Origin of the sequence: Neisseria sp. P0004.S004, assembly GCF_051963335.1 — a bacterium.
In the GTDB taxonomy this organism is placed as follows: Bacteria; Pseudomonadota; Gammaproteobacteria; order Burkholderiales; family Neisseriaceae; genus Neisseria.
Window position 1 is genome coordinate 129,109 of sequence record NZ_JBQCUK010000002.1, and the last position, 17,974, is coordinate 147,082.

General features: G+C 49.7%; 18 protein-coding genes and 4 tRNA genes. 4 read left to right on the forward strand and 18 right to left on the reverse strand.

What is annotated here, in order from left to right:
* Positions 1–24: 24 nt before the first annotated feature.
* Both ACTHRY_RS02045 and ACTHRY_RS02050 read right to left on the reverse strand, forming a co-directional pair.
* Entirely contained in the window at positions 25–702 is a 678-nt protein-coding gene (locus tag ACTHRY_RS02045) for a response regulator (protein WP_003748951.1), read from the reverse strand.
* Between the two features lie 144 nt (positions 703–846).
* Positions 847–1,413, reverse strand: coding sequence for an NADPH-dependent FMN reductase (locus ACTHRY_RS02050; RefSeq protein WP_049322597.1), 567 nt, complete (start codon positions 1,411–1,413; stop codon positions 847–849).
* A 136-nt stretch (positions 1,414–1,549) separates the two neighbouring features.
* Between ACTHRY_RS02050 and ACTHRY_RS02055 the strand changes: the two genes are divergently transcribed.
* Together ACTHRY_RS02055 and dacB are read left to right on the forward strand one after the other, a co-directional pair.
* Positions 1,550–2,977 (forward strand): MFS transporter, encoded by a 1,428-nt coding sequence (locus tag ACTHRY_RS02055; RefSeq protein ID WP_049322596.1) that lies wholly within the window; start codon positions 1,550–1,552, stop codon positions 2,975–2,977.
* Between the two features lie 70 nt (positions 2,978–3,047).
* A complete protein-coding gene (dacB, locus tag ACTHRY_RS02060) occupies positions 3,048–4,460 on the forward strand; it encodes a D-alanyl-D-alanine carboxypeptidase/D-alanyl-D-alanine endopeptidase (protein ID WP_049322595.1) in 1,413 nt (470 codons plus the stop codon).
* 289 nt (positions 4,461–4,749) lie between these two features.
* On the opposite strand, the gene ACTHRY_RS02065 is transcribed toward dacB, so the two are convergent.
* The 16 genes from ACTHRY_RS02065 to ACTHRY_RS02140 all read right to left on the reverse strand — a co-directional run bounded on the left by ACTHRY_RS02065 (position 4,750) and on the right by ACTHRY_RS02140 (position 16,536).
* Positions 4,750–4,826, reverse strand: a tRNA-Asp gene (locus tag ACTHRY_RS02065).
* A 32-nt stretch (positions 4,827–4,858) separates the two neighbouring features.
* Positions 4,859–4,934 (reverse strand) — tRNA-Val (locus tag ACTHRY_RS02070).
* Positions 4,935–4,973: 39 nt separating this feature from the next.
* Positions 4,974–5,050: transfer RNA gene (locus tag ACTHRY_RS02075), tRNA-Asp, on the reverse strand.
* Between the two features lie 32 nt (positions 5,051–5,082).
* Positions 5,083–5,158, reverse strand: a tRNA-Val gene (locus ACTHRY_RS02080).
* 69 nt (positions 5,159–5,227) lie between these two features.
* Entirely contained in the window at positions 5,228–7,210 is a 1,983-nt protein-coding gene (locus ACTHRY_RS02085) for a monovalent cation:proton antiporter family protein (protein WP_049322484.1), read from the reverse strand.
* 270 nt (positions 7,211–7,480) lie between these two features.
* Entirely contained in the window at positions 7,481–8,227 is a 747-nt protein-coding gene (fabG, locus tag ACTHRY_RS02090) for a 3-oxoacyl-ACP reductase FabG (protein WP_003684588.1), read from the reverse strand.
* Between the two features lie 111 nt (positions 8,228–8,338).
* Positions 8,339–9,367 carry a glycosyltransferase family 8 protein gene (locus tag ACTHRY_RS02095; protein WP_049322485.1) on the reverse strand — a complete coding sequence of 343 codons (1,029 nt, stop codon included), beginning with the start codon at positions 9,365–9,367 and terminating at the stop codon, positions 8,339–8,341.
* Entirely contained in the window at positions 9,360–10,430 is a 1,071-nt protein-coding gene (locus ACTHRY_RS02100) for a hypothetical protein (protein ID WP_049322486.1), read from the reverse strand. The genes ACTHRY_RS02095 and ACTHRY_RS02100 overlap by 8 nt, the downstream gene beginning before the upstream one ends.
* 54 nt (positions 10,431–10,484) lie before the next feature.
* On the reverse strand, positions 10,485–11,486 hold the full coding sequence (locus ACTHRY_RS02105; RefSeq protein WP_049322487.1) for a hypothetical protein: 1,002 nt from the start codon (positions 11,484–11,486) through the stop codon (positions 10,485–10,487).
* Between the two features lie 73 nt (positions 11,487–11,559).
* Positions 11,560–12,486 carry an ACP S-malonyltransferase gene (fabD, locus tag ACTHRY_RS02110; protein ID WP_049322488.1) on the reverse strand — a complete coding sequence of 309 codons (927 nt, stop codon included), beginning with the start codon at positions 12,484–12,486 and terminating at the stop codon, positions 11,560–11,562.
* A gap of 9 nt (positions 12,487–12,495) precedes the next feature.
* Positions 12,496–12,843 carry a DUF1294 domain-containing protein gene (locus ACTHRY_RS02115; protein WP_049322489.1) on the reverse strand — a complete coding sequence of 116 codons (348 nt, stop codon included), beginning with the start codon at positions 12,841–12,843 and terminating at the stop codon, positions 12,496–12,498.
* A 51-nt stretch (positions 12,844–12,894) separates the two neighbouring features.
* Positions 12,895–13,857, reverse strand: coding sequence for a beta-ketoacyl-ACP synthase III (locus tag ACTHRY_RS02120; RefSeq protein WP_049322490.1), 963 nt, complete (start codon positions 13,855–13,857; stop codon positions 12,895–12,897).
* Between the two features lie 153 nt (positions 13,858–14,010).
* Positions 14,011–15,081 (reverse strand): phosphate acyltransferase PlsX, encoded by a 1,071-nt coding sequence (gene plsX / locus ACTHRY_RS02125; RefSeq protein WP_003748926.1) that lies wholly within the window; start codon positions 15,079–15,081, stop codon positions 14,011–14,013.
* Between the two features lie 121 nt (positions 15,082–15,202).
* Positions 15,203–15,727 (reverse strand): phosphoribosyltransferase, encoded by a 525-nt coding sequence (locus ACTHRY_RS02130; protein ID WP_049322491.1) that lies wholly within the window; start codon positions 15,725–15,727, stop codon positions 15,203–15,205.
* Between the two features lie 92 nt (positions 15,728–15,819).
* Positions 15,820–15,999 carry a 50S ribosomal protein L32 gene (rpmF, locus tag ACTHRY_RS02135; protein WP_002240035.1) on the reverse strand — a complete coding sequence of 60 codons (180 nt, stop codon included), beginning with the start codon at positions 15,997–15,999 and terminating at the stop codon, positions 15,820–15,822.
* Between the two features lie 33 nt (positions 16,000–16,032).
* Positions 16,033–16,536 (reverse strand): YceD family protein, encoded by a 504-nt coding sequence (locus ACTHRY_RS02140; RefSeq protein ID WP_049322492.1) that lies wholly within the window; start codon positions 16,534–16,536, stop codon positions 16,033–16,035.
* A 55-nt stretch (positions 16,537–16,591) separates the two neighbouring features.
* Between ACTHRY_RS02140 and ACTHRY_RS02145 the strand changes: the two genes are divergently transcribed.
* Together ACTHRY_RS02145 and ACTHRY_RS02150 are read left to right on the forward strand one after the other, a co-directional pair.
* Positions 16,592–17,182, forward strand: coding sequence for a Maf family protein (locus ACTHRY_RS02145; RefSeq protein ID WP_440373991.1), 591 nt, complete (start codon positions 16,592–16,594; stop codon positions 17,180–17,182).
* Positions 17,183–17,236: 54 nt separating this feature from the next.
* Positions 17,237–17,947, forward strand: coding sequence for an SAM-dependent methyltransferase (locus tag ACTHRY_RS02150; RefSeq protein WP_049322493.1), 711 nt, complete (start codon positions 17,237–17,239; stop codon positions 17,945–17,947).
* The last annotated feature ends 27 nt before the right edge of the window (positions 17,948–17,974 follow it).

Below are 17,974 nucleotides of genomic sequence, written 5' to 3' on the forward strand. Positions count from 1 at the left end.
GTGTGTTGATATTGTTATGGTTTTTCAGACGGCCTGGTTGTTTTGTGCAACCAGCCAGCCGACCCCGCGGACGTTTTGAATCGCTTCTTTGCCGAGTTTTTTGCGTAAGGCGTGAATCAGGAAGTCAACGGCGTTACTTTCGACTTCTTCACCCCAGCCGTAAATTTTGTCTTCCAAATCGCTGCGCGACAGAATCATGCCCGGACGCAGCAGCAGGGCTTGGAGGACGGCAAATTCTTTGTTGCTGAGCATGACGGCTTGCTCTTGTCCAACCACTTCCGCCTGATGGGTGGAAGGGTTGAGCGTGATGATGCCGTTGGTCAGCAGCGTTTGCGCCTGTCCACCGTGTCGGCGCAATACGGCGCGCATGCGGGCTTGCAGTTCCGCCATGTCGAAGGGTTTGACGATGTAGTCGTCTGCGCCGCCGTCTAGGCCGTTGAGGCGGCTGTGCAAATCGTCGCGCGCGGTTACGATTAAGACGGGAACGGTACAGCCGCCGTTGCGGATTTGCGCCAATACGTCCAAACCGTCTTTGCCGGGCAAACCCAAATCCAAGAGCAGCAAATCGTATGCCTGCGCCGCCACTGCCGCGGCCACTTCCGAACCGCGGCTGACCCAATCGACGGCGTAGCCGGCGTCTTTCAGATTGGCGCTGACGGCTTGGGCAATCATGGCATCGTCTTCAACCAATAATACGCGCATGGAAGTTCTCCAAAGGATGGGTGGACAGTGATTATAACCGCACTCAATTAGTAAAAATTTAGGAAGGGTTGAAAAACTGATTTTTGCAAACGATGAGGCCGTCTGAAATTCGGTTTTCAGACGGCCTGTATGCTTCAATCCCGATTATTTAGGGTTTTTCTCAATCAAGGCAACCAATTGGTCGATATAGCCTTGGACAAATTCACGCGCGGATTCGATGAGTCGGCCGTTGTCGTCAAACAGGGTGGGAGAGTTGCCGAGGAATACTTCCGGCTGGCCGGTCAGCGGCATATCGAAATACGAAAGGGCAAGGCGCAGATTTTTTTGCGCGCTATAACCGCCCATTTTGCCGACGGAATGGCTGATGATGCCGGCCGGTGTTTTTTTCCAGGAAACATCGGCATTGGGTTTGGAACCGATGTCGATGGCGTTTTTCAGGCAGGCGGGGACGGTACGGTTGTTTTCGGAAGTGACGAACAATACGCCAGCCGAAGCTTTGATGGTTTCGCGGAACTTGGTATAGCTGGGCGGAGTGGGGAAGTCGGTAACGGCAGGATCGTCGTAGTCGAAGTTATACAAAGGCAAATGGCCGATTTCGACGATTTGCGCTTCGTAGCCTTCGGGAAACATGGAAATGACGTTTTGTGCAATTTTTCGTGCGAACGAACCTTTACGCAGGCTGCCGACCAAGATGCTGACTTTTTTTGACATGTTTTTCTCCTGTTTGATAATAAAAATGAAAACTATTCTAGATTTTAGTGTTGTCTAGGGAAGCGGTCAAGGTTTCAGACGGCCTGTCAAAACGGTTTATGCTAAAATAACAGTTTCGCTGATATTTCAAATTATTATGCACGCTTCTGATTTTCAAGAGAATGATACGGCGCACGAATACCACGCCGATAATCCTGATTTTCCTGCTAAAACCATTGTGGCGACGCTGTTTATCGGCGCATTTTTCGGCTATCTCAACGATACCCTGCTGAATGTCGCGCTTACGCCGATTATGAAGGATTTCGGGGTCGATAAGACGACGGTTCAATGGTTGACGACGGGCTTTTTGCTGGTCATGGGCGCGTTTACGCCGATTACGGCAGGTGTGATTCAATGGTTTGAAACGCGCAAAATGGTGCTGTTCACGCAGGCGACGTTTTTAGCAGGATCGCTGATTTGCGCGTTTGCGCCGACGTTTGGTGTATTGGTGGTCGGGCGTATGGTGCAGGCAGTATCTGCCGCGTTTTTTGTTCCGCTTCTGTTTAACGGTGTGTTGTCGATTTTTCCGCCCAACAAGCGCGGAACGGCGATGGGTGTGATTACCATGATGTTTACCGCCGCACCTGCAATGGGGCCGACGCTGTCGGGCATCATCATCGACCATACGCATTGGCGCGTGCTGTTCGGTTTTACTGCGCCGTTTATGTTGGCGGCGATGGTGCTGGTGGGTAAATATTTGACAGTCAATTTAAGCAACATCAGCCGTCCAAAAATCGATATGTTGTCAGCTGTGCTGTCGATTGCGGGCTTCGGCGGGTTGGTTTATGCGAGCAGTAATTTTGCCCATATACCGCTGCTGGAATTTATCCTGCTCTTTGCCGCTTCCGTTGTACTGGTGGGTTGGTTTGCGCACCGGCAGTTCCGTTTGGCTACGCCGTTGTTGAACCTTCGTGCGTTTGAATACAAACAGTTCAGATATTGCGTTGTGATTTTGGCCGGTGCGGTATTCCTGTTTTTGGGCTTGGAGCTGATGGTACCGATGTACACGCAGCAAGTGTTGATGCTGACCGGTACGGCAACCGGTCTGATTCTGATGCCTGCCAGCATTGCCCAAGCGGTTGCCGCGCCTTTGTTCGGCAAATTGTTGGACAAAAAGGGTGGACGTTTTGTCGTCTTGCCAGCAACAGTGATGCTGGTGGTGTCGCTGGCAGTATTGTGGCTGTTTTTGCGGATTGATACGCAAGTGGTGATGTTGACGGCGATGTTTACGCTGTTGGCGCTTTCCGTGTCTGCTTGTGTAACCGGCGAAACTCATGGTCTGAACGCGTTGCCGAAAACGCTCAATCCGCACGGTGCGGCGATTCTGACCACCATCAACCCGATTGCCGGTGCCATCGGCGCGGCGTTTTTTGTCGGTGCAACCAATATCGGCGAGAAACTTTCCAGTGCAGATATGCCGCAACAGGCAATGTTGGATGGTATCCATTTGGCGATGGGTTGCGCTTTGGTTGTCGGTGTCGTGGTCGTCATGTTTGCTTTGCGTTTGAAAGCGCATCAGAAATAAATAACAGGCCGTCTGAAATGTTCAGACGGCCTCAGTACCTCGTACAGATGTATCAATTTTTCGTAACACAATGAAGTTAAAAAATATTTTATTAATCAGCCTGATGGTGGCGGCGTGTCCGTCATGGGCTTTGGATTTCGGCCGTATTCCTGAAAATGAAATTTCCGTTTATGTGCAGGAATTGGACAGCGGCAAAGTGATTGTGGAACACCGTGCCGATGAGTTGCGCAATCCTGCTTCGACCATGAAGCTGGTAACGGCGTTTACCGCGTTTCGTATGCTGGGCGGCGATTATCGTTGGAAAACCGAGTTTAAAACCAACGGCGCAATCAAAGGCGATACGCTGAAAGGCAATGTGTATTGGGTAGGGAGCGGCGATCCTGTGTTTGACCAGCATGATCTGGTGCAAATGCAGCAACAGATGCGCGATAAGGGCATACGCCATATTGACGGACATCTGATACTCGACCGCAGCCTGTGGGGCGATGTGAAGAATCCGGATGATTTTGCTTCCGATTCTGCCGAAAGCTTTATGACGCCGCCCGACCCCAATATGTTGGCGTATAAAACCGTTGAACTTAGCGCCGAAAAAGAAGCAGACGGACGCTTGGTCATCCGTACCAATCCGCCGCTGCCGAATCTGAACATTCAAAACAAATTAACACTTGAAGATAAGGAAGGGAAGTGCAGCGTTTTAAAAAACCACATGAAGACTTCCTATAAAAACAATACGCTGACCGTATCGGGCAAGCTGCCGGAAAGTTGTTTGGGCAAAGAGCTGTATCTGAATATGTACAGCATGAAAGAATTTGTCGGCAAAAGTTTTGTCAACCAATGGCGTCAACAAGACGGCACGGTTTCAGACGGCCTGACAACAGGTGTCGCGCCTCATGACGCGCATATTTTGGCAAGTCATCAATCCAAACCGCTTGCCGATATCCTCACCGATATGAACAAGCATTCCAATAATCTGATTGCCCGTTCGGTTTTCCTTAAATTTGCCGGACATATATCTGATTACAAGCAGGCGCAGGCCAAGGCTGCCTCTATCGTAAAAAGCGAGTTGGCGGTTGCCGGTATCAATACGGAAGGGCTGGTGTTGGAAAACGGCTCAGGCCTGTCCCGCGTAGAACGGCTCAATGCGCGAATGATGGCGCAAATGTTGGAAAAAGCCTACTTCAGCCCGTTTAAAAACGAGTTTATCAGTACGCTGCCGATTGCCGGTAAAGACGGCACGCTTAAAACACGCTTGAAACAGCCCGGTGAAAACCTGCGCCTCAAAACCGGTACGCTCAAAGATGTCCGCGCATTGGCAGGGTATTGGTTGGGCGAAAAGCCGTTAGTGGTTGTCGTCATTATCAACAGCCCGAAGTCGACCGATTATTTACGCGATTTGGATAAGCTGGTGTCTAAAATTGTTCAGCCCGGTGGCGATCATTGGATTGATGCTAAAGCTTCCTGCATGATTAGGTATCAGGTTTGATAAGCTAAAAAAGGCCGTCTGAAAATGTATTGACGTTTCAGACGGCCTTTGTGTAAGAAGAGGAGGCAAGTATTTATGTCTATTTTAAAAGATGATTCAGGAATTGGATGAATAAACGTTTGGTGTGAATCAGCTTGAGATGGATGGTTTTATCTTCAGTATTTAAGACGTATGTTTTAAGTTTATTTCCGGCTTCTCTTGTCTAAATAATCGGCCTTTTTACGAAAAGGCATAAGGTACAGACGAAAAAAATACCGGTAAAAACCGGTATTTTTTATTTTTAACTTGATGGCGCGGCGGACGGGGCTCGAACCCGCGACCCCCGGCGTGACAGGCCGGTACTCTAACCAACTGAGCTACCACCGCGCATCCACTGTCAAAGACAATGAAAAGGAAAGTGGTGGGTGATGACGGAGTCGAACCGCCGACATTCTGCTTGTAAGGCAGACGCTCTACCAACTGAGCTAATCACCCGTAAAAGGGAGATACTGAAAAATCAGTATTTTTAAATAATGGCGCGGCGGACGGGGCTCGAACCCGCGACCCCCGGCGTGACAGGCCGGTACTCTAACCAACTGAGCTACCACCGCGCATCCACTGTCAAAGACAATGAAAAGGAAAGTGGTGGGTGATGACGGAGTCGAACCGCCGACATTCTGCTTGTAAGGCAGACGCTCTACCAACTGAGCTAATCACCCGTGCGCAAAATTGCGAAGACGCTATTAAACCAAAAAATTCTGATGCGCGCAAGATTTATTTGCCGATTATTAGATATCTCCTTGCAAGCACCAGTTTTCAAAGGAAATAATTTCTTCCTGCTTGCCTGCGACAATCAAAATATCACCGTTTTTCAAAACAAAATCAGGATCAAGTTCTTGGATTTTTCCGGTCTTGCGGCGGATAAACAATAGCTTCAGATGATGGGCGGACAAGGGCAATTCGCGGATGGTTTTGCCGATGGCGTGTGCCTCGCCGTGCAACGGGAAGGCGTGACGGGAGATGGCTTTGCTGTCTTCGTCTGAGAAGCTGTCATCGTCGCTGCCGATAAACAAGTCTTGCAACGATGCATAGCGGCTGTGACGGATATGGGTTATGGTTTGATAAACGTGGTTGTAGGAGAGGCCGTGGCCCAACATGGCATAGCTTGCCAGCACCAGGCTGGTTTCTTTGGTGTCGGAAACGGCTTCTTCCGCGCCCATTTCGGTAAAGGTTTTGACGTAATCGTCATTGGTGGCGCGAACATAAACCGGCATGCTCGGATGCATGGACATGATGTTGCCGAGAACATGTTGGGTCTCGTGCATATTGTTCAGCGTAATGACTACCATTTTGGCGCGTCCCAAGCCGGCGGCTTCCAAGACTTCACGGCGTTTGGCATCGCCAAAGGAAACCGGTTCGCCTGCGTTGCGTGCCACTTGTACGCGGGCAATGTCCAAGTCGAGGGCAAAGTAGGGGATGCCTTCTTGCGCCAATACACGGGCAACCGATTGACCGCCACGTCCGAAACCGATAATCAGGACGTGTTCGGATTTGCTCATGGTTTCCACCAGCATGGAGTGCAAGTCCAAGGCTTTCATGTCCCAGTCGGATTTGACGAATCGGCCGATGATGGCATCGCTGCTGCCCAAAATGAATGGAGCGGCAATCATGGAGAGCAATACGGCTGCAGTGGCCGCTTGTTCCAATTCGGGCGAAACCATATTGATTTTGCTGGAAATAGCCAGCATCACAAAGCCGAACTCGCCGCCTTGCGCCAAATAAAGCGCACTTTTGAGGCTGTCGCCCACAGGGTTTTTCATGCGCAAAGCGATGACGAAAACGATCAGTGCTTTCAAGACCAACAGGATGACCAACAAAATCAGAATTTGCTGCCAATTGCCGATCAGCGCTTGAATATCCAGCTTCATGCCGACGGTGATGAAGAAGAAGCCGAGCAGGATGTCGCGGAATGGGCGGATGTCGTCTTCCACCTGAATACGGTATTCGGTTTCGGAAAGCAGCATACCGGCGACGAATGCGCCCAATGCCATGGACAGGCCTTCAAGTTCTGTCAGATAGGCTACGCCCAAAGTAACCAGCAAAACGTTGATCATGAAGAGTTCGGACGATTTGCGTTTGGCAACCAGTCTGAACCAGCGCGACATCACACGGCTGCCGATAACGAACAAAATGCCCAAGGTCAGCAACATTTTCAAGCCGGCCAAGCCCAGTTCTACCCACAAGTTGCCTTCGCTGCCGCCTGCAAGCGCCGGAATCAGAATCATCAGCGGTACAACGGCAATATCCTGCATCAGCAAAACGCCCATGGCCATTTGACCATGCGGCTGACCCAGCTCGGTTTTCTCCGACAAAATGCGGCTGACGATGGCGGTGGACGACATGGTCAGTGCGCCGGCGGTGGCAAACGCCCAGTTAAACGGCGTACCCATCGCCATCAAAATGCCCATAATCGAGAGCATGGTAACGATGACTTGCAAACCGCCCAAACCGAATACGAGGCGGCGCATGGCCTTGAGTTTAGGCAGGGAGAATTCGAGGCCGATGCTGAACATCAAGAACACAATGCCGATTTCGCCCAAATAGTCGGTAGCGTGGCTTTGCGGAATCAGTTTGAACATACCCGGACCGGCAATAAAACCGACCAAAAGATAACCGAGCATGGAAGGAATGTTGAATTTGCGGCAGCAGATAACCGTAATAACGGCAACCAACAGAACAATGACAATGGGAGCAAGGGAAAATTCGTGCATAGAGTGGGCGGCCTTTCATTAAAAGTAAATATTGTTATATAGAGGCCGTCTGAAACACGTCGAAAACCGACAGTAAACCCAAATAAAAACGCACAGAATGAACTTCATTTCTGCGATTTGATTTCCCGTATCATGCTTATTTGGATTTACTGTTTCGAGCGTTATCTAACGGATTATTAAGATTATATCAAGATAGAATGTAAAATAGTGTTTTGATTGACAAAAAGGGCCGTCTGAAATATTCAGACGGCCTTTAAATAAACAAACGGTTTAAGGCATCAACATGCCGCCGTTGACATGAAGTGTCTGACCGGTAATGTATTTTGCCTGATCAGAAGCCAAGAACAAGACTGCATCGGCAATATCTTGCGCTTCACCGAATTTGCCCAAAGAAGTTTGCGCTTCAAAGGTTTTGCGGGTTTCTTCCGGCAGGGCGCGGGTCATATCGGTGTCGATAAAGCCTGGGGCAACGCAGTTGACGGTAATGCCACGGCTGCCGACTTCACGCGCCATGGATTTGGAAAAACCGATCAAGCCTGCTTTTGCCGCAGCATAGTTGGTCTGACCGGCATTGCCCATCACGCCGACAACGGATGTGATGTTGATGATGCGGCCGGCACGCTGTTTCATCATGCCGCGCAATACGGCTTTGGAGGCGCGGAACACAGATTTGAGGTTAACCTGCATGATGTCGTCCCACTCTTCCTCTTTCATGCGCATCAGGAGGTTGTCGCGGGTAATACCGGCGTTGTTGACCAGAATATCCAGTTTGCCGAATTCTTTCTCGATGTCGGCAATCAGGTTTTCGATGGTTTCAGGTTCGGCAGAATTCAATGCACGGCCTTCGCCACCCCATTGCGCCAAACGCTCGCTAATTGCAGCCGCGCCGCTTTCGCTGGTGGCTGTACCGATAACTTTTGCACCGGCCGCAGCCAAAGTATCGGCAATCGCCGCACCAATACCGCGCGATGCACCGGTTACCAAAGCGATTTTGCCGCTCAAATCTTGTGTACTCATGTTTTATTCCTTAATTGCGATTGGAAAAATGGTTTCAGACGGCCTTATACCACGAATAGGTTTTTTAATCTAATTTTCTTAAGTAGGCCGTCTGAACTTTCTATTTGACAGTTAAAAATCTGGTGCTTTGAATCTGTTTGGATTGAGTTTTCTGAGCAGGTATTCTTTGTAATATGCCCAGGCTTGTTTTTTATCCCCTTGCTTTGAAAGTCTTTTGGCGGCTTGTTTGAAGGCTTGGTAGGGCTTAGGAAAGGGCAGCCATGTGTTTAACGGTTGATGAATATATCCTTCGTTCCAAGGCGACTTTTGATAGTAGCGGTCGTAAATGGGATGAAAACCTAAGACGTGCCATGGTTTGACGTGGCCGGTAAAGTGTACGAGTTTGATTGCATTTGGGTTTTTGTTTAATTCATAAGCTTTTTTTTGCCAATGTATCCAGTTGTATGTATCGGGAAGCCAGCGGATTTTATTGATACAAGTAAGGTTGAGGATGTCTTGGTCGGGGCATGATAGGCGGATGTTGGCGTTTTCCACGGCTTCTATTTTGTTTTGTAATATATTGTCTGTTTGTGAATCGTTCCAGTTTTGGATGTTGAACAGTAATACGCCGGAATTGAAGTAGGGGGCGGTGTCGTTGAAGCCAACAGGATTTAGCTTGCAGATATAAGCGCGGAATATGGTATCGGGAGCTGCCGCGACGAGTTGGCCTGTAAGGTCTATGGTAAAGAGTTCGGAGATGTCGCCCAAGCATAATACGTCGGTGTCGAGATAAAGAGCAGTATCGCTGATGCTGCCAAGTATGGCAGGTATGCACATGCGGTAGTACATGGCTATGGTGAAATAGCCGTTGGTTTGCAGGGTGGTAAAGTATTCGGTGTTGAGATGGTAAACCGTTACTGCATAGTTGGGGTTGATGGTTTCGAGATGGTTGAAAATGCTGAAGTCGTAGCTTTCCGATCCGCTGACCAGTAGGTGGAAGTGGATGGGGAAGTGGTTGTTTTCCAATACGGAAAGCATAGATGTGCCGATATGTCGGATGTAATTTTGATCGGCTGCATAGACGATGTGCCGTGTGTTTTTTTCAGGCGGCCTTTGTCTGACTGGCAGGACGGCAGTTAGTAGTTTTTCTTTTTCAAACATGCTGTTTCTCCAAAATGGACGGGTCCGCTTGGGGTAGGGTAATGGGGATGTTGGGTTCGATGTTAAAGGCGCAGCTGATCCAGTTGCTGAAGCTGTATTTGTGCTTCAGGCCGGGGGCAAGCGGTATATACGGCAAGGTCAGGAAGGCTTTGAGTTCTTCAAGGTTGCTTCCGTCCCAGTAGAACATATTGTTCGGGTGATAAAAATCGTAATGTACGATGGTCGGATTGGTCGTAATCAGTTTTTTGTCCAAACTAATCGCTTCGAAAATCCGCAAAGAGAGACCGTAGTGCTTGCGGTTGAGGAAATCCACCAATACGGAGGATTTGGCCGCTTCTTCTAAGTTCTGACGATAGGAGAGAGCGTTTTCAAAGGAGAAGAACTCGACTTCGGGAATGCCCAAAGCCGCTTTTTCTTCTTCGATTTTCTTGCTGGCCAAGCGGAAATCTATTTCTAAACCGATTGAACGTGCAGCTTCGCAAAATGCGCGGATGTCGTTGTTGCGGTCGGCAGCGTACGAGCCGATAAACAAGATTTTGTTTTGCGGGTTTTCAGACGGCCTGAAGCAGTCAAAGTAGAAGCTGGTGGTTGGAAAGAGTTTTTCGGTGTATTCGGGATGTTTGCCCTGGTCAAACGGATCGAAAAAGTAAAATTTGTCGAAAAATTCGATGTTGTCGAAGTCTTCTTTTAAGAAAGTTAGGGCTTCCCAGTTGTAGTACACCATCAATTTGGAATGCGCTCTGAGCTTGGCGATAAAGTCTTTTGGATAGGCGCCCAGCCAAATCATGAAGCAATAATCTGCTTGTTCGGGATGTTCGCTTAACAGGGTATTGAGGCGTTCTTCTACGGCGCGGAACATGGTCCGTTTTTTGAAGTCTTTTTGTCCAAGAATATTTCGATACCAGATTTTTTTCAGCCGTTGAAATACATTTTTGTATTTGAACTCTTTTTCTTCATAGGTCAGAGACAGCACTTCAAATCCGCATTTTTCCAAGTTCTCAATAATGAGTTCGTGGATTTTAAAGAGTTCCGGCATGGCGAGAATGACTTTTTTCTTACTCATAATGTATTCAATATAATATTTTCTCAGACAGGAATATTTGCTATCGGCATAGGGTTAATCAATTCCGAGCAGGCGGTTTAGCCATTGTGTAAATGAATAATAGGCTTTGATTTCAGGGTCAGGTTGCTGATACGGGCGTGCCAAAAATTCAGGCAATGCGTCTAAACTACCGCCGTCCCATACGAACACACGGTCTGGGTGGTATAGGTCGGTCTCTAAGATATGTTTGTTGGTGGTAATCAGTTTTTTATCGAAACGCAACGCATCAAAGATACGGAATGATAAGCCGTAATGTTCGAATTGTGCAAAATCGACGACCGCACCGCAACTTTGTACTTGGCTGAGGTTTTCTTCAAAGCTGAGGATGCTACTGCGGTCGAGATAGCGGATGCCGTTGTGTCCGAAGGCTTTTTCGGCCCTGTCGTCTTTGCAGTAGATATGGAAATCCAAGGGTAGGTTGAGGCGTTCAGTTTCTTGGATAAAACGTTTGGTTTGCTCTTCGCGTCTAAGTTCGTAGCCGCCTAAAAAGTAGAGTTTGTTAGTGGGTGCATATTCAGCCACGGGAAAGTCAAAGTAAAAATTGGTGGTGGCTTTGAAACGGCATTGTGGATATTTTTGAATATCATCGGGATCGAAAACCCAGCATTGGTCAAAATAATCCAAATATTCAATAATGTCTGGGAAGCGCCCTACGCCATCCCATTGATAATTCACGCAAATGTTGCTGTGTTCTCGAATGGTGGCGATGATTTCTTTGGGGTAAATATTGGCGCGGATACAGAGCGCATAGTCGGCTTTTTTACCGTTTAGCGAGGCCAATTTTTGCTGAATGTCGTCGAAGTGGCGGCTGTATTTGAGGTATTTTTTATAGTTGCCGTCTTTGGTGATGTGTTTGTGATAGAGGTTTTTGAGTCTGCTGCCCAAGTTCGGGTAATAGGAATCCCGGTCGTCATAGCACAGGTTGATGACATCAAAGCCAAGAAAACGCAGATTTTTTTCGATACATTGATCCAGTCCGTACATGTAGGGAACGGCAAGAATAATGGTTTTTTTCATAATGTATTCGGATTGGAGTGGGCTGATTTTTCAGACGGCCTTGCCTGACAGGATAAGGCCGTCTGAAAACGTTTTAATGGGCTTCAATAAATGTAGCCACTTGGTCGGCATTGGTCAATGCGCTGCATACGGCTTCTTTGTTGATGCGTTTGGCGAGGCCTGCGAGGACTTTGCCGGGGCCGCATTCGGCGGATTCGGTGATGCCTTCGGAAACAAGCGCGTTGACGGTTTCTGTCCAGCGCACCGGGCTGTACAGTTGGCGTACTAGGGCATCTTTGATTTTGTCGGCATCATCGTAAGAAGCAACATCGGCGTTATGGATGACGCGGATTTGCGGTTGTTTGATGGTGATGTCTTTCAGTGCTTCGGCAAGTTTTTCTGCTGCGGGCTTCATGAGGCTGCAATGTGAGGGAACGGAAACGGGCAGCGGCAGGGCACGTTTGGCTCCGGCTTCTTTGGCGGCGGCCATGGCGCGTTCGACTGCGGCGGTGTTGCCGGCGATCACGACTTGGCCTGGGGAGTTGAAGTTGACGGCTTCAACGACTTCGCCTTGTGCGGCTTCGGCGCAAATGGCTTTGACTTGTTCGTCTTCCAAACCCAAAATAGCGGCCATTGCGCCTACGCCTTGCGGTACGGCGGATTGCATGAGTTCGGCGCGCAGGCGGACGAGTTTGACTGCGTCTGCAAAATCCAATGCGCCGGCAGCGACGAGGGCGGTGTATTCGCCGAGGCTGTGGCCTGCAACGACGGAAGGGGTTTTGCCGCCGGCTTCTAAGTAGGCGCGGTAGGTGGCAATGCCGGCAGCCAGCATGATGGGCTGGGTGTTGACGGTTTGACCGATTAATTCGGCATCTTCGCCGTTAATCATTGCCCACAGGTCTTGACCCAATACGGCGGAAGCTTCGTCAAATGTGGCTTTAACGATGGCTTGTTCGGCAAAGCCGTTCATCATGCCTAGGCTTTGTGAGCCTTGTCCAGGAAAGAAGAATGCGAAAGACATGGTAATTCCTTATTGGTTTGAATGTTTTAGGGTATCTGCCAGCAGAAGGAGGGTGGCGGCAGTATTGGTTGCGGCACCCAGTCGGAAGGTGCGGATAAATCCGGATTTGCTGGTTTTATGCCGGAATGCAAGGCTGCCGCAATAACCGCCCGGCCAACCGCCAAGCAGGTTGAGCAGATGCAATTTTGCTTCGGGTATGCGCCTGCCGTGGTTGCGTGCGCGCTGTTTGTCTTGGTAGTAAAGCAGGAAAACGTATGCGCTCTGTGCGAGATAGGCGATTGCCAGTTTGGGCAATATTACAGCCGTTATGCTTAAAAACAGGCTGCTGATGCAGAATGCAAACGTTAGGGATTTCATGGGTTTGAGCAGAATAGGCCGTCTGAAAGGGATATTCAGACGGCCCAACCGTTAGTATTTCACCAAAACCGCACCCCAGGCAAAACCGCCGCCGATGCCTTCGAGCAAGAGGTTTTGTCCGCGTTTGATTTGGCCGTTTTTAATGCCGACATCCAGTGCCAACGGAATGGAGGCTGCGGAAGTGTTGCCGTGGTCTTGGACGGTCAAGATCACTTTGTCCATGCTCAAACCCAAGTGTTTGGCGGTAGAGTCGATAATGCGCTTGTTGGCTTGGTGCGGCACAATCCAATCGATTTGGTCGGCGGTGTAACCGGCTTCTTCGATAACGTCATCTGCAATTTTTGCCAGCATTTTGACGGCAAATTTGAATACGCCGGGACCGTCCATGCTGATGTAGGGCGACCCGCAAACCTGGCCGTTGGCGATTTGTCCCGGGACGTTTAAAAGGTTGAGGTAGTTGCCGTCGGCTTTGAGTTTGCTGTGGATGATGCCCGGTTCGTCAGATGCGCTTAAGACAACCGCGCCTGCGCCGTCACCAAAGAGGACGCAGGTGGTGCGGTCGTTCCAATCGACGATGCGGCTGAAGGTTTCCGCGCCGATAACCAAAGCGTTTTTCGCCATGCCGCTTTTGATGTAGGCATTGGCAGTGGTCATGGCATACATAAAACCGGCGCACACGGCTTGGACGTCAAAGGCAGGGCAGCTGTTGGTTATGCCTAATTTTTGCTGAACGATGGTCGCAGTGGAGGGGAACTGCATATCGGGAGTGGCTGTGGCAACGATAATCAGGTCGATGTCGTCAGCCTGTAAATGGGCATCTGCCAAGGCGCGACGTGCTGATTCGGCGGCCAAGTCGCTGGTTTTTTCGCCCTCGTCTGCAATATGGCGGAATTTGATGCCTGTACGCGTGGTAATCCATTCGTCGGAAGTGTCCACTTTTTTGGCAAGGTCGTCATTGCTGACGCGGTTGGCAGGAAGATAGCTGCCTGTGCCGGAAATTTTGGCATATTGCATGAGAACGGCCTTTTTAGAGAGTTAATTCAGATAGTCGGATATTGTAAGCGAAAATGGGGAAATTCCCAATATGAAGCATGAAGTTGGTGTTTCAAAGATAAAAACAGGCCGTCTGAACATTTTGAAGTTTCAGACGGCCTGTGTATATCAGCCTTAAGCTTCCGTGGCCGGAGCGGCGGTTTCTTCCTGCTCTGCTTCTGCTTTGGCGGCTTCTAAAGCGGCCAACTGGGTGGCTACTCCTTGTTCGATTTGGGCGAGGCCGGCAGATTTGGCTTCGTGGTAGGCTTCTTCCAAAGCATAACGGAAGCCGACTTCGTCGGTTCCGCCGTGGCTCTTAATCACGATACCGCGTAGGCCAAGCAGGATGGCGCCGTTAAATTTGCGCGGATCCAGTTTGCCTTTCAAGCCTTTGAGCGCGGGCAGGGCGGCAATGGCGGCAAGTTTGTTGAACAGGGTGCTTTGGAATTCACGGCGGATAGCGCCGCTCATGAATTTAACCGCGCCTTCGATGGTTTTGAGCATAACGTTGCCGACAAATCCGTCTGCGACAACGACATCGGCTTCGCCATACAAAACGCTATTGCTTTCGATATTGCCGATGAAGTTGAGTTTGCTGCTGCTCAACAGTTTAAAGGTTTGTTTGACGGCATCCGTACCCTTGATGTCTTCTGTGCCGACGTTCAAAAGGGCGACGCGCGGACTGCCTTTTTCGGGGTGCAGGGCGTGTACCAGCTCGCTGCCGATGATGGCAAATTGAACCAGTTGTTCGGGCGTACAGTCAACGTTGGCACCCAAATCCAAAGCCAAAGTAACGTGTTCGCTGTCGGAAGGCAGGAATTTGGCGATAGCGGGGCGCTCAATGCCGGGAATGGTTTTGAGGACGAATCGGGCGGTCGCCATCAGTGCGCCGGTATTGCCTGCTGATACGGCGGCTTGCGCGTTGCCTTCTTTAACTTGGTTGATGGCGATGCGCATGGATGATTCTTTTTTGTTTTTCAGCGCGGATTGCGGCGCTTCATCCATTTCAACAACTTGTGCTGCATGGCAGACGGTGATGCGGTCCATAGGCGCGCCTGCCGAGCTTAATGCTTGGCGGACTGCTGCTTCATCGCCGACCATAATCAGATGTACATCGGATTGTTGTTTGAGGAAATCCACTGCACCGGGGACGGTAATCGCAAGGCCTGCATCTCCGCCCATGGCATCTACGGCCAGTGTAATCATGTTGTTCTCCGGTTTGTGTGTTTCAGACGGCCTCGGACCATCGGACAAGCACACTCATCTGATTTTCAGGAGATAGATTGAAAATCAGATGGAAAGGCTTGTTGCGATGGTCATGCCGGATTTATCGGTTTTGCGCGGCCAATTTATTGTGTTCGTCGATGTCCAGTGCGTCCCAAGGATAGTTGATCCACCAGTCTTCCACGGTAATGCCGCTGAAATAAGGGATGCCTTCGGGAATCTTGCCGACTTTGGCTTTGATTTTTTCATGCAATACTGCCACGCCGATGGTGCCGAAATCTTCTTTCAACAATTCGTTCAGGCAGAATTCCATGGTAACGCGGCTGTCGTCCACTTCGTCAACAACCAATACGTTTTTGCCTTTCAGTACATCGGGAACGGGATCAAGCCATTGGACTTTTTTCACTTCATCGGTCACTTGACCTTCGTGATCGTTGTCGTAGTAGGCTGTGGTCACGGCGTAAATCGGGATTTCCAAGAAGCAGCGCAACATGCGGGCAGGGATAAAACCGCCGCCGCCAATGGCAATCATGGCATCGTATTTGGTGCCGGAGTTTTGGATTTTTTCCGCCAATCCTTTGATTACGCGGTGGATGTCGTCGTAGGTGTACCAGATTTTACGTTTCATGGTGTGCTTCCGAAGAGGAAAATACAGGGTGCAATGCAAAAAAGCCAGTCATTGCATGGCAATATTCTGGCTTTTTCAGTCAGACGAACGGATTATTCGCCTTTAGCTTTTACCACTTTACGGCCACGGTACATACCGTTTGGAGAAATGTGGTGTGGACGATGCACTTCGCCGGTTGCGCTGTCGACAGACAGAGAAGGCGCAGTCAGAGCGTCGTGTGAACGGTGCATACCGCGTTTAGAAGGGGATTTTTTGTTTTGTTGAACGGCCATTTCAAGCTCCTAGATAAATAAACTGTGTCCTAATTAACTGCTTTTCAAACCTGCTAAAACAGCGAAGGGGTTTGGTTTGTCCCGATTGACTTCGTCCAGTGTTCCATTGTTGCCGCAGTCTTCGTGTCGAGGGGAGAAAGGGAGCGACATCAGGATTTGGTCTTCGACCAGAGTTCGTACGTCTAGCTCTTTTTCGAGCAGTATGCCTTCCAATTCTTCATCGGCAAGCATGGCTTCGTCCAAACTCTCTTCATCGGCAAACAAGACGATACGGCTGGTTTCATCGAGTAGAAACGGCATGGGCGTAATGCAGCGCTGGCAAATCAGGGGCATGTCGGCTTTGACGTTCAAATCGAGAAACAGACGTTGCAGCCGGTCGCGGCCGCCTTGCAGCGTAAACGACACGCGTGTCTGTTTGTCGGCCGGATAATCGTGCGAACTGACTCGTTCATCCAATTCTTCGAGCAGGAAGCTGCCTTGCAGATTCTGCCCTTCGGCGGCGAAAACTTCTGGGTCAATCAAATTAGGGTATGACATAAACGGAGTATGATATAATTTCGGCGGTCTAACGTCAATGTTTTTAAGTAAAAATATGGAAGTAAAACTGCCTTTGGTTTTAGGGTCGAGTTCGGTTTTCCGCTGCGGACAGCTTCGCCGTTTGGGTATCGATTTTCAGACGGCATCGCCTGATTTTGACGAAACGCCTATTGCGGGCGAACATGCAGGCGAAACGGCGCTGCGTTTGGCGGAAGGCAAAGCCCGTTCATTGGTAGCAGCTTTTCCTGTCGCGCTGATTATCGGCGCAGACCAAGTGGCATGGTGCGAAGGACGGCAGTTGGGCAAACCGATGAACGTCGCAAATGCACAACAGATGCTGGAAAACTTAAGTGGAAAACGGATTGAATTTTACAGCGCAATCGTGCTTTTGAATACTGCTACGGGCAAGGTTCAGCATCATGTCGATCATACGGTGGTTACCATGCGCCAGTTGTCGCAGGAACAAATCAGCCGATATTTGGAACGCGAGCCGGATGCGGTTTATTGTGCCGGTGCGGCGAAGAGCGAGGGTTTGGGAGCCGCTTTGTTGGAGCGTATTGAAAGTACGGATCCGAATGCTTTGATCGGCCTTCCGATTTTCCGTCTGATTGATTTTTTGAAAAACGAAGGTGTGGAAGTTTTATAGTTTGAGGCCGTCTGAATGTGTTCAGACGGCCTGAGATTTTTGGGAGTTGCAAGAATGAAACCGATTTTGTATTTGATTCCTACCCCTTTGGGTGCGCCTGATACGCCATGCCTGTTGCCGCATGAGCAACAGGCGATTGTCGGGCTGACGGATTTTGTCGTGGAAGCGGAAAAAACAGCGCGCGCGCATTTGAAACATTTGGGCGTAACTACGCCTATCCGCGAGCTGAATCTGCAAACGCTGAATGAACACACGGATTTGAAGACTTTGCCGGAATTACTGAAACCTTTGCAAGAAGGGCGCAGTATGGGTATTGTCAGCGAGGCAGGTTGCCCGGCTGTTGCCGATCCGGGTGCGAATTTGGTGGCGTTGGTGCATAAACACGGTTTTGAAGTACGGCCTTTGGTCGGGCCGTCCAGTTTGTTGCTGGCGCTGATGGCTTCGGGTGCGAATGGTCAGAACTTTGCATTTAAGGGTTATCTGCCGTCTGAAAAAAATGAGCGTATTCAGAGTTTAAAGGCTTTGGAACAACGTTCTCGCCAGCAGAATGAAACACAGCTGTTTATCGAAACGCCGTATCGCAACGATGCGTTGTTGGCTGATGCGGTGGAAAACCTGCATCCTGAAACGCGCTTGTGCGTGGCTACGGACTTGACCTTGCCGGCACAGGAAATCATCAGCCAGACGATTGCGCAGTGGCGAAAAAGAAAAGAAATGCCGAATTTGAAAAAACGCCCGACGATTTTTGTGTTGCATGCCGCTTAAAACTGGATTGGGTTCAATCCCAAACTG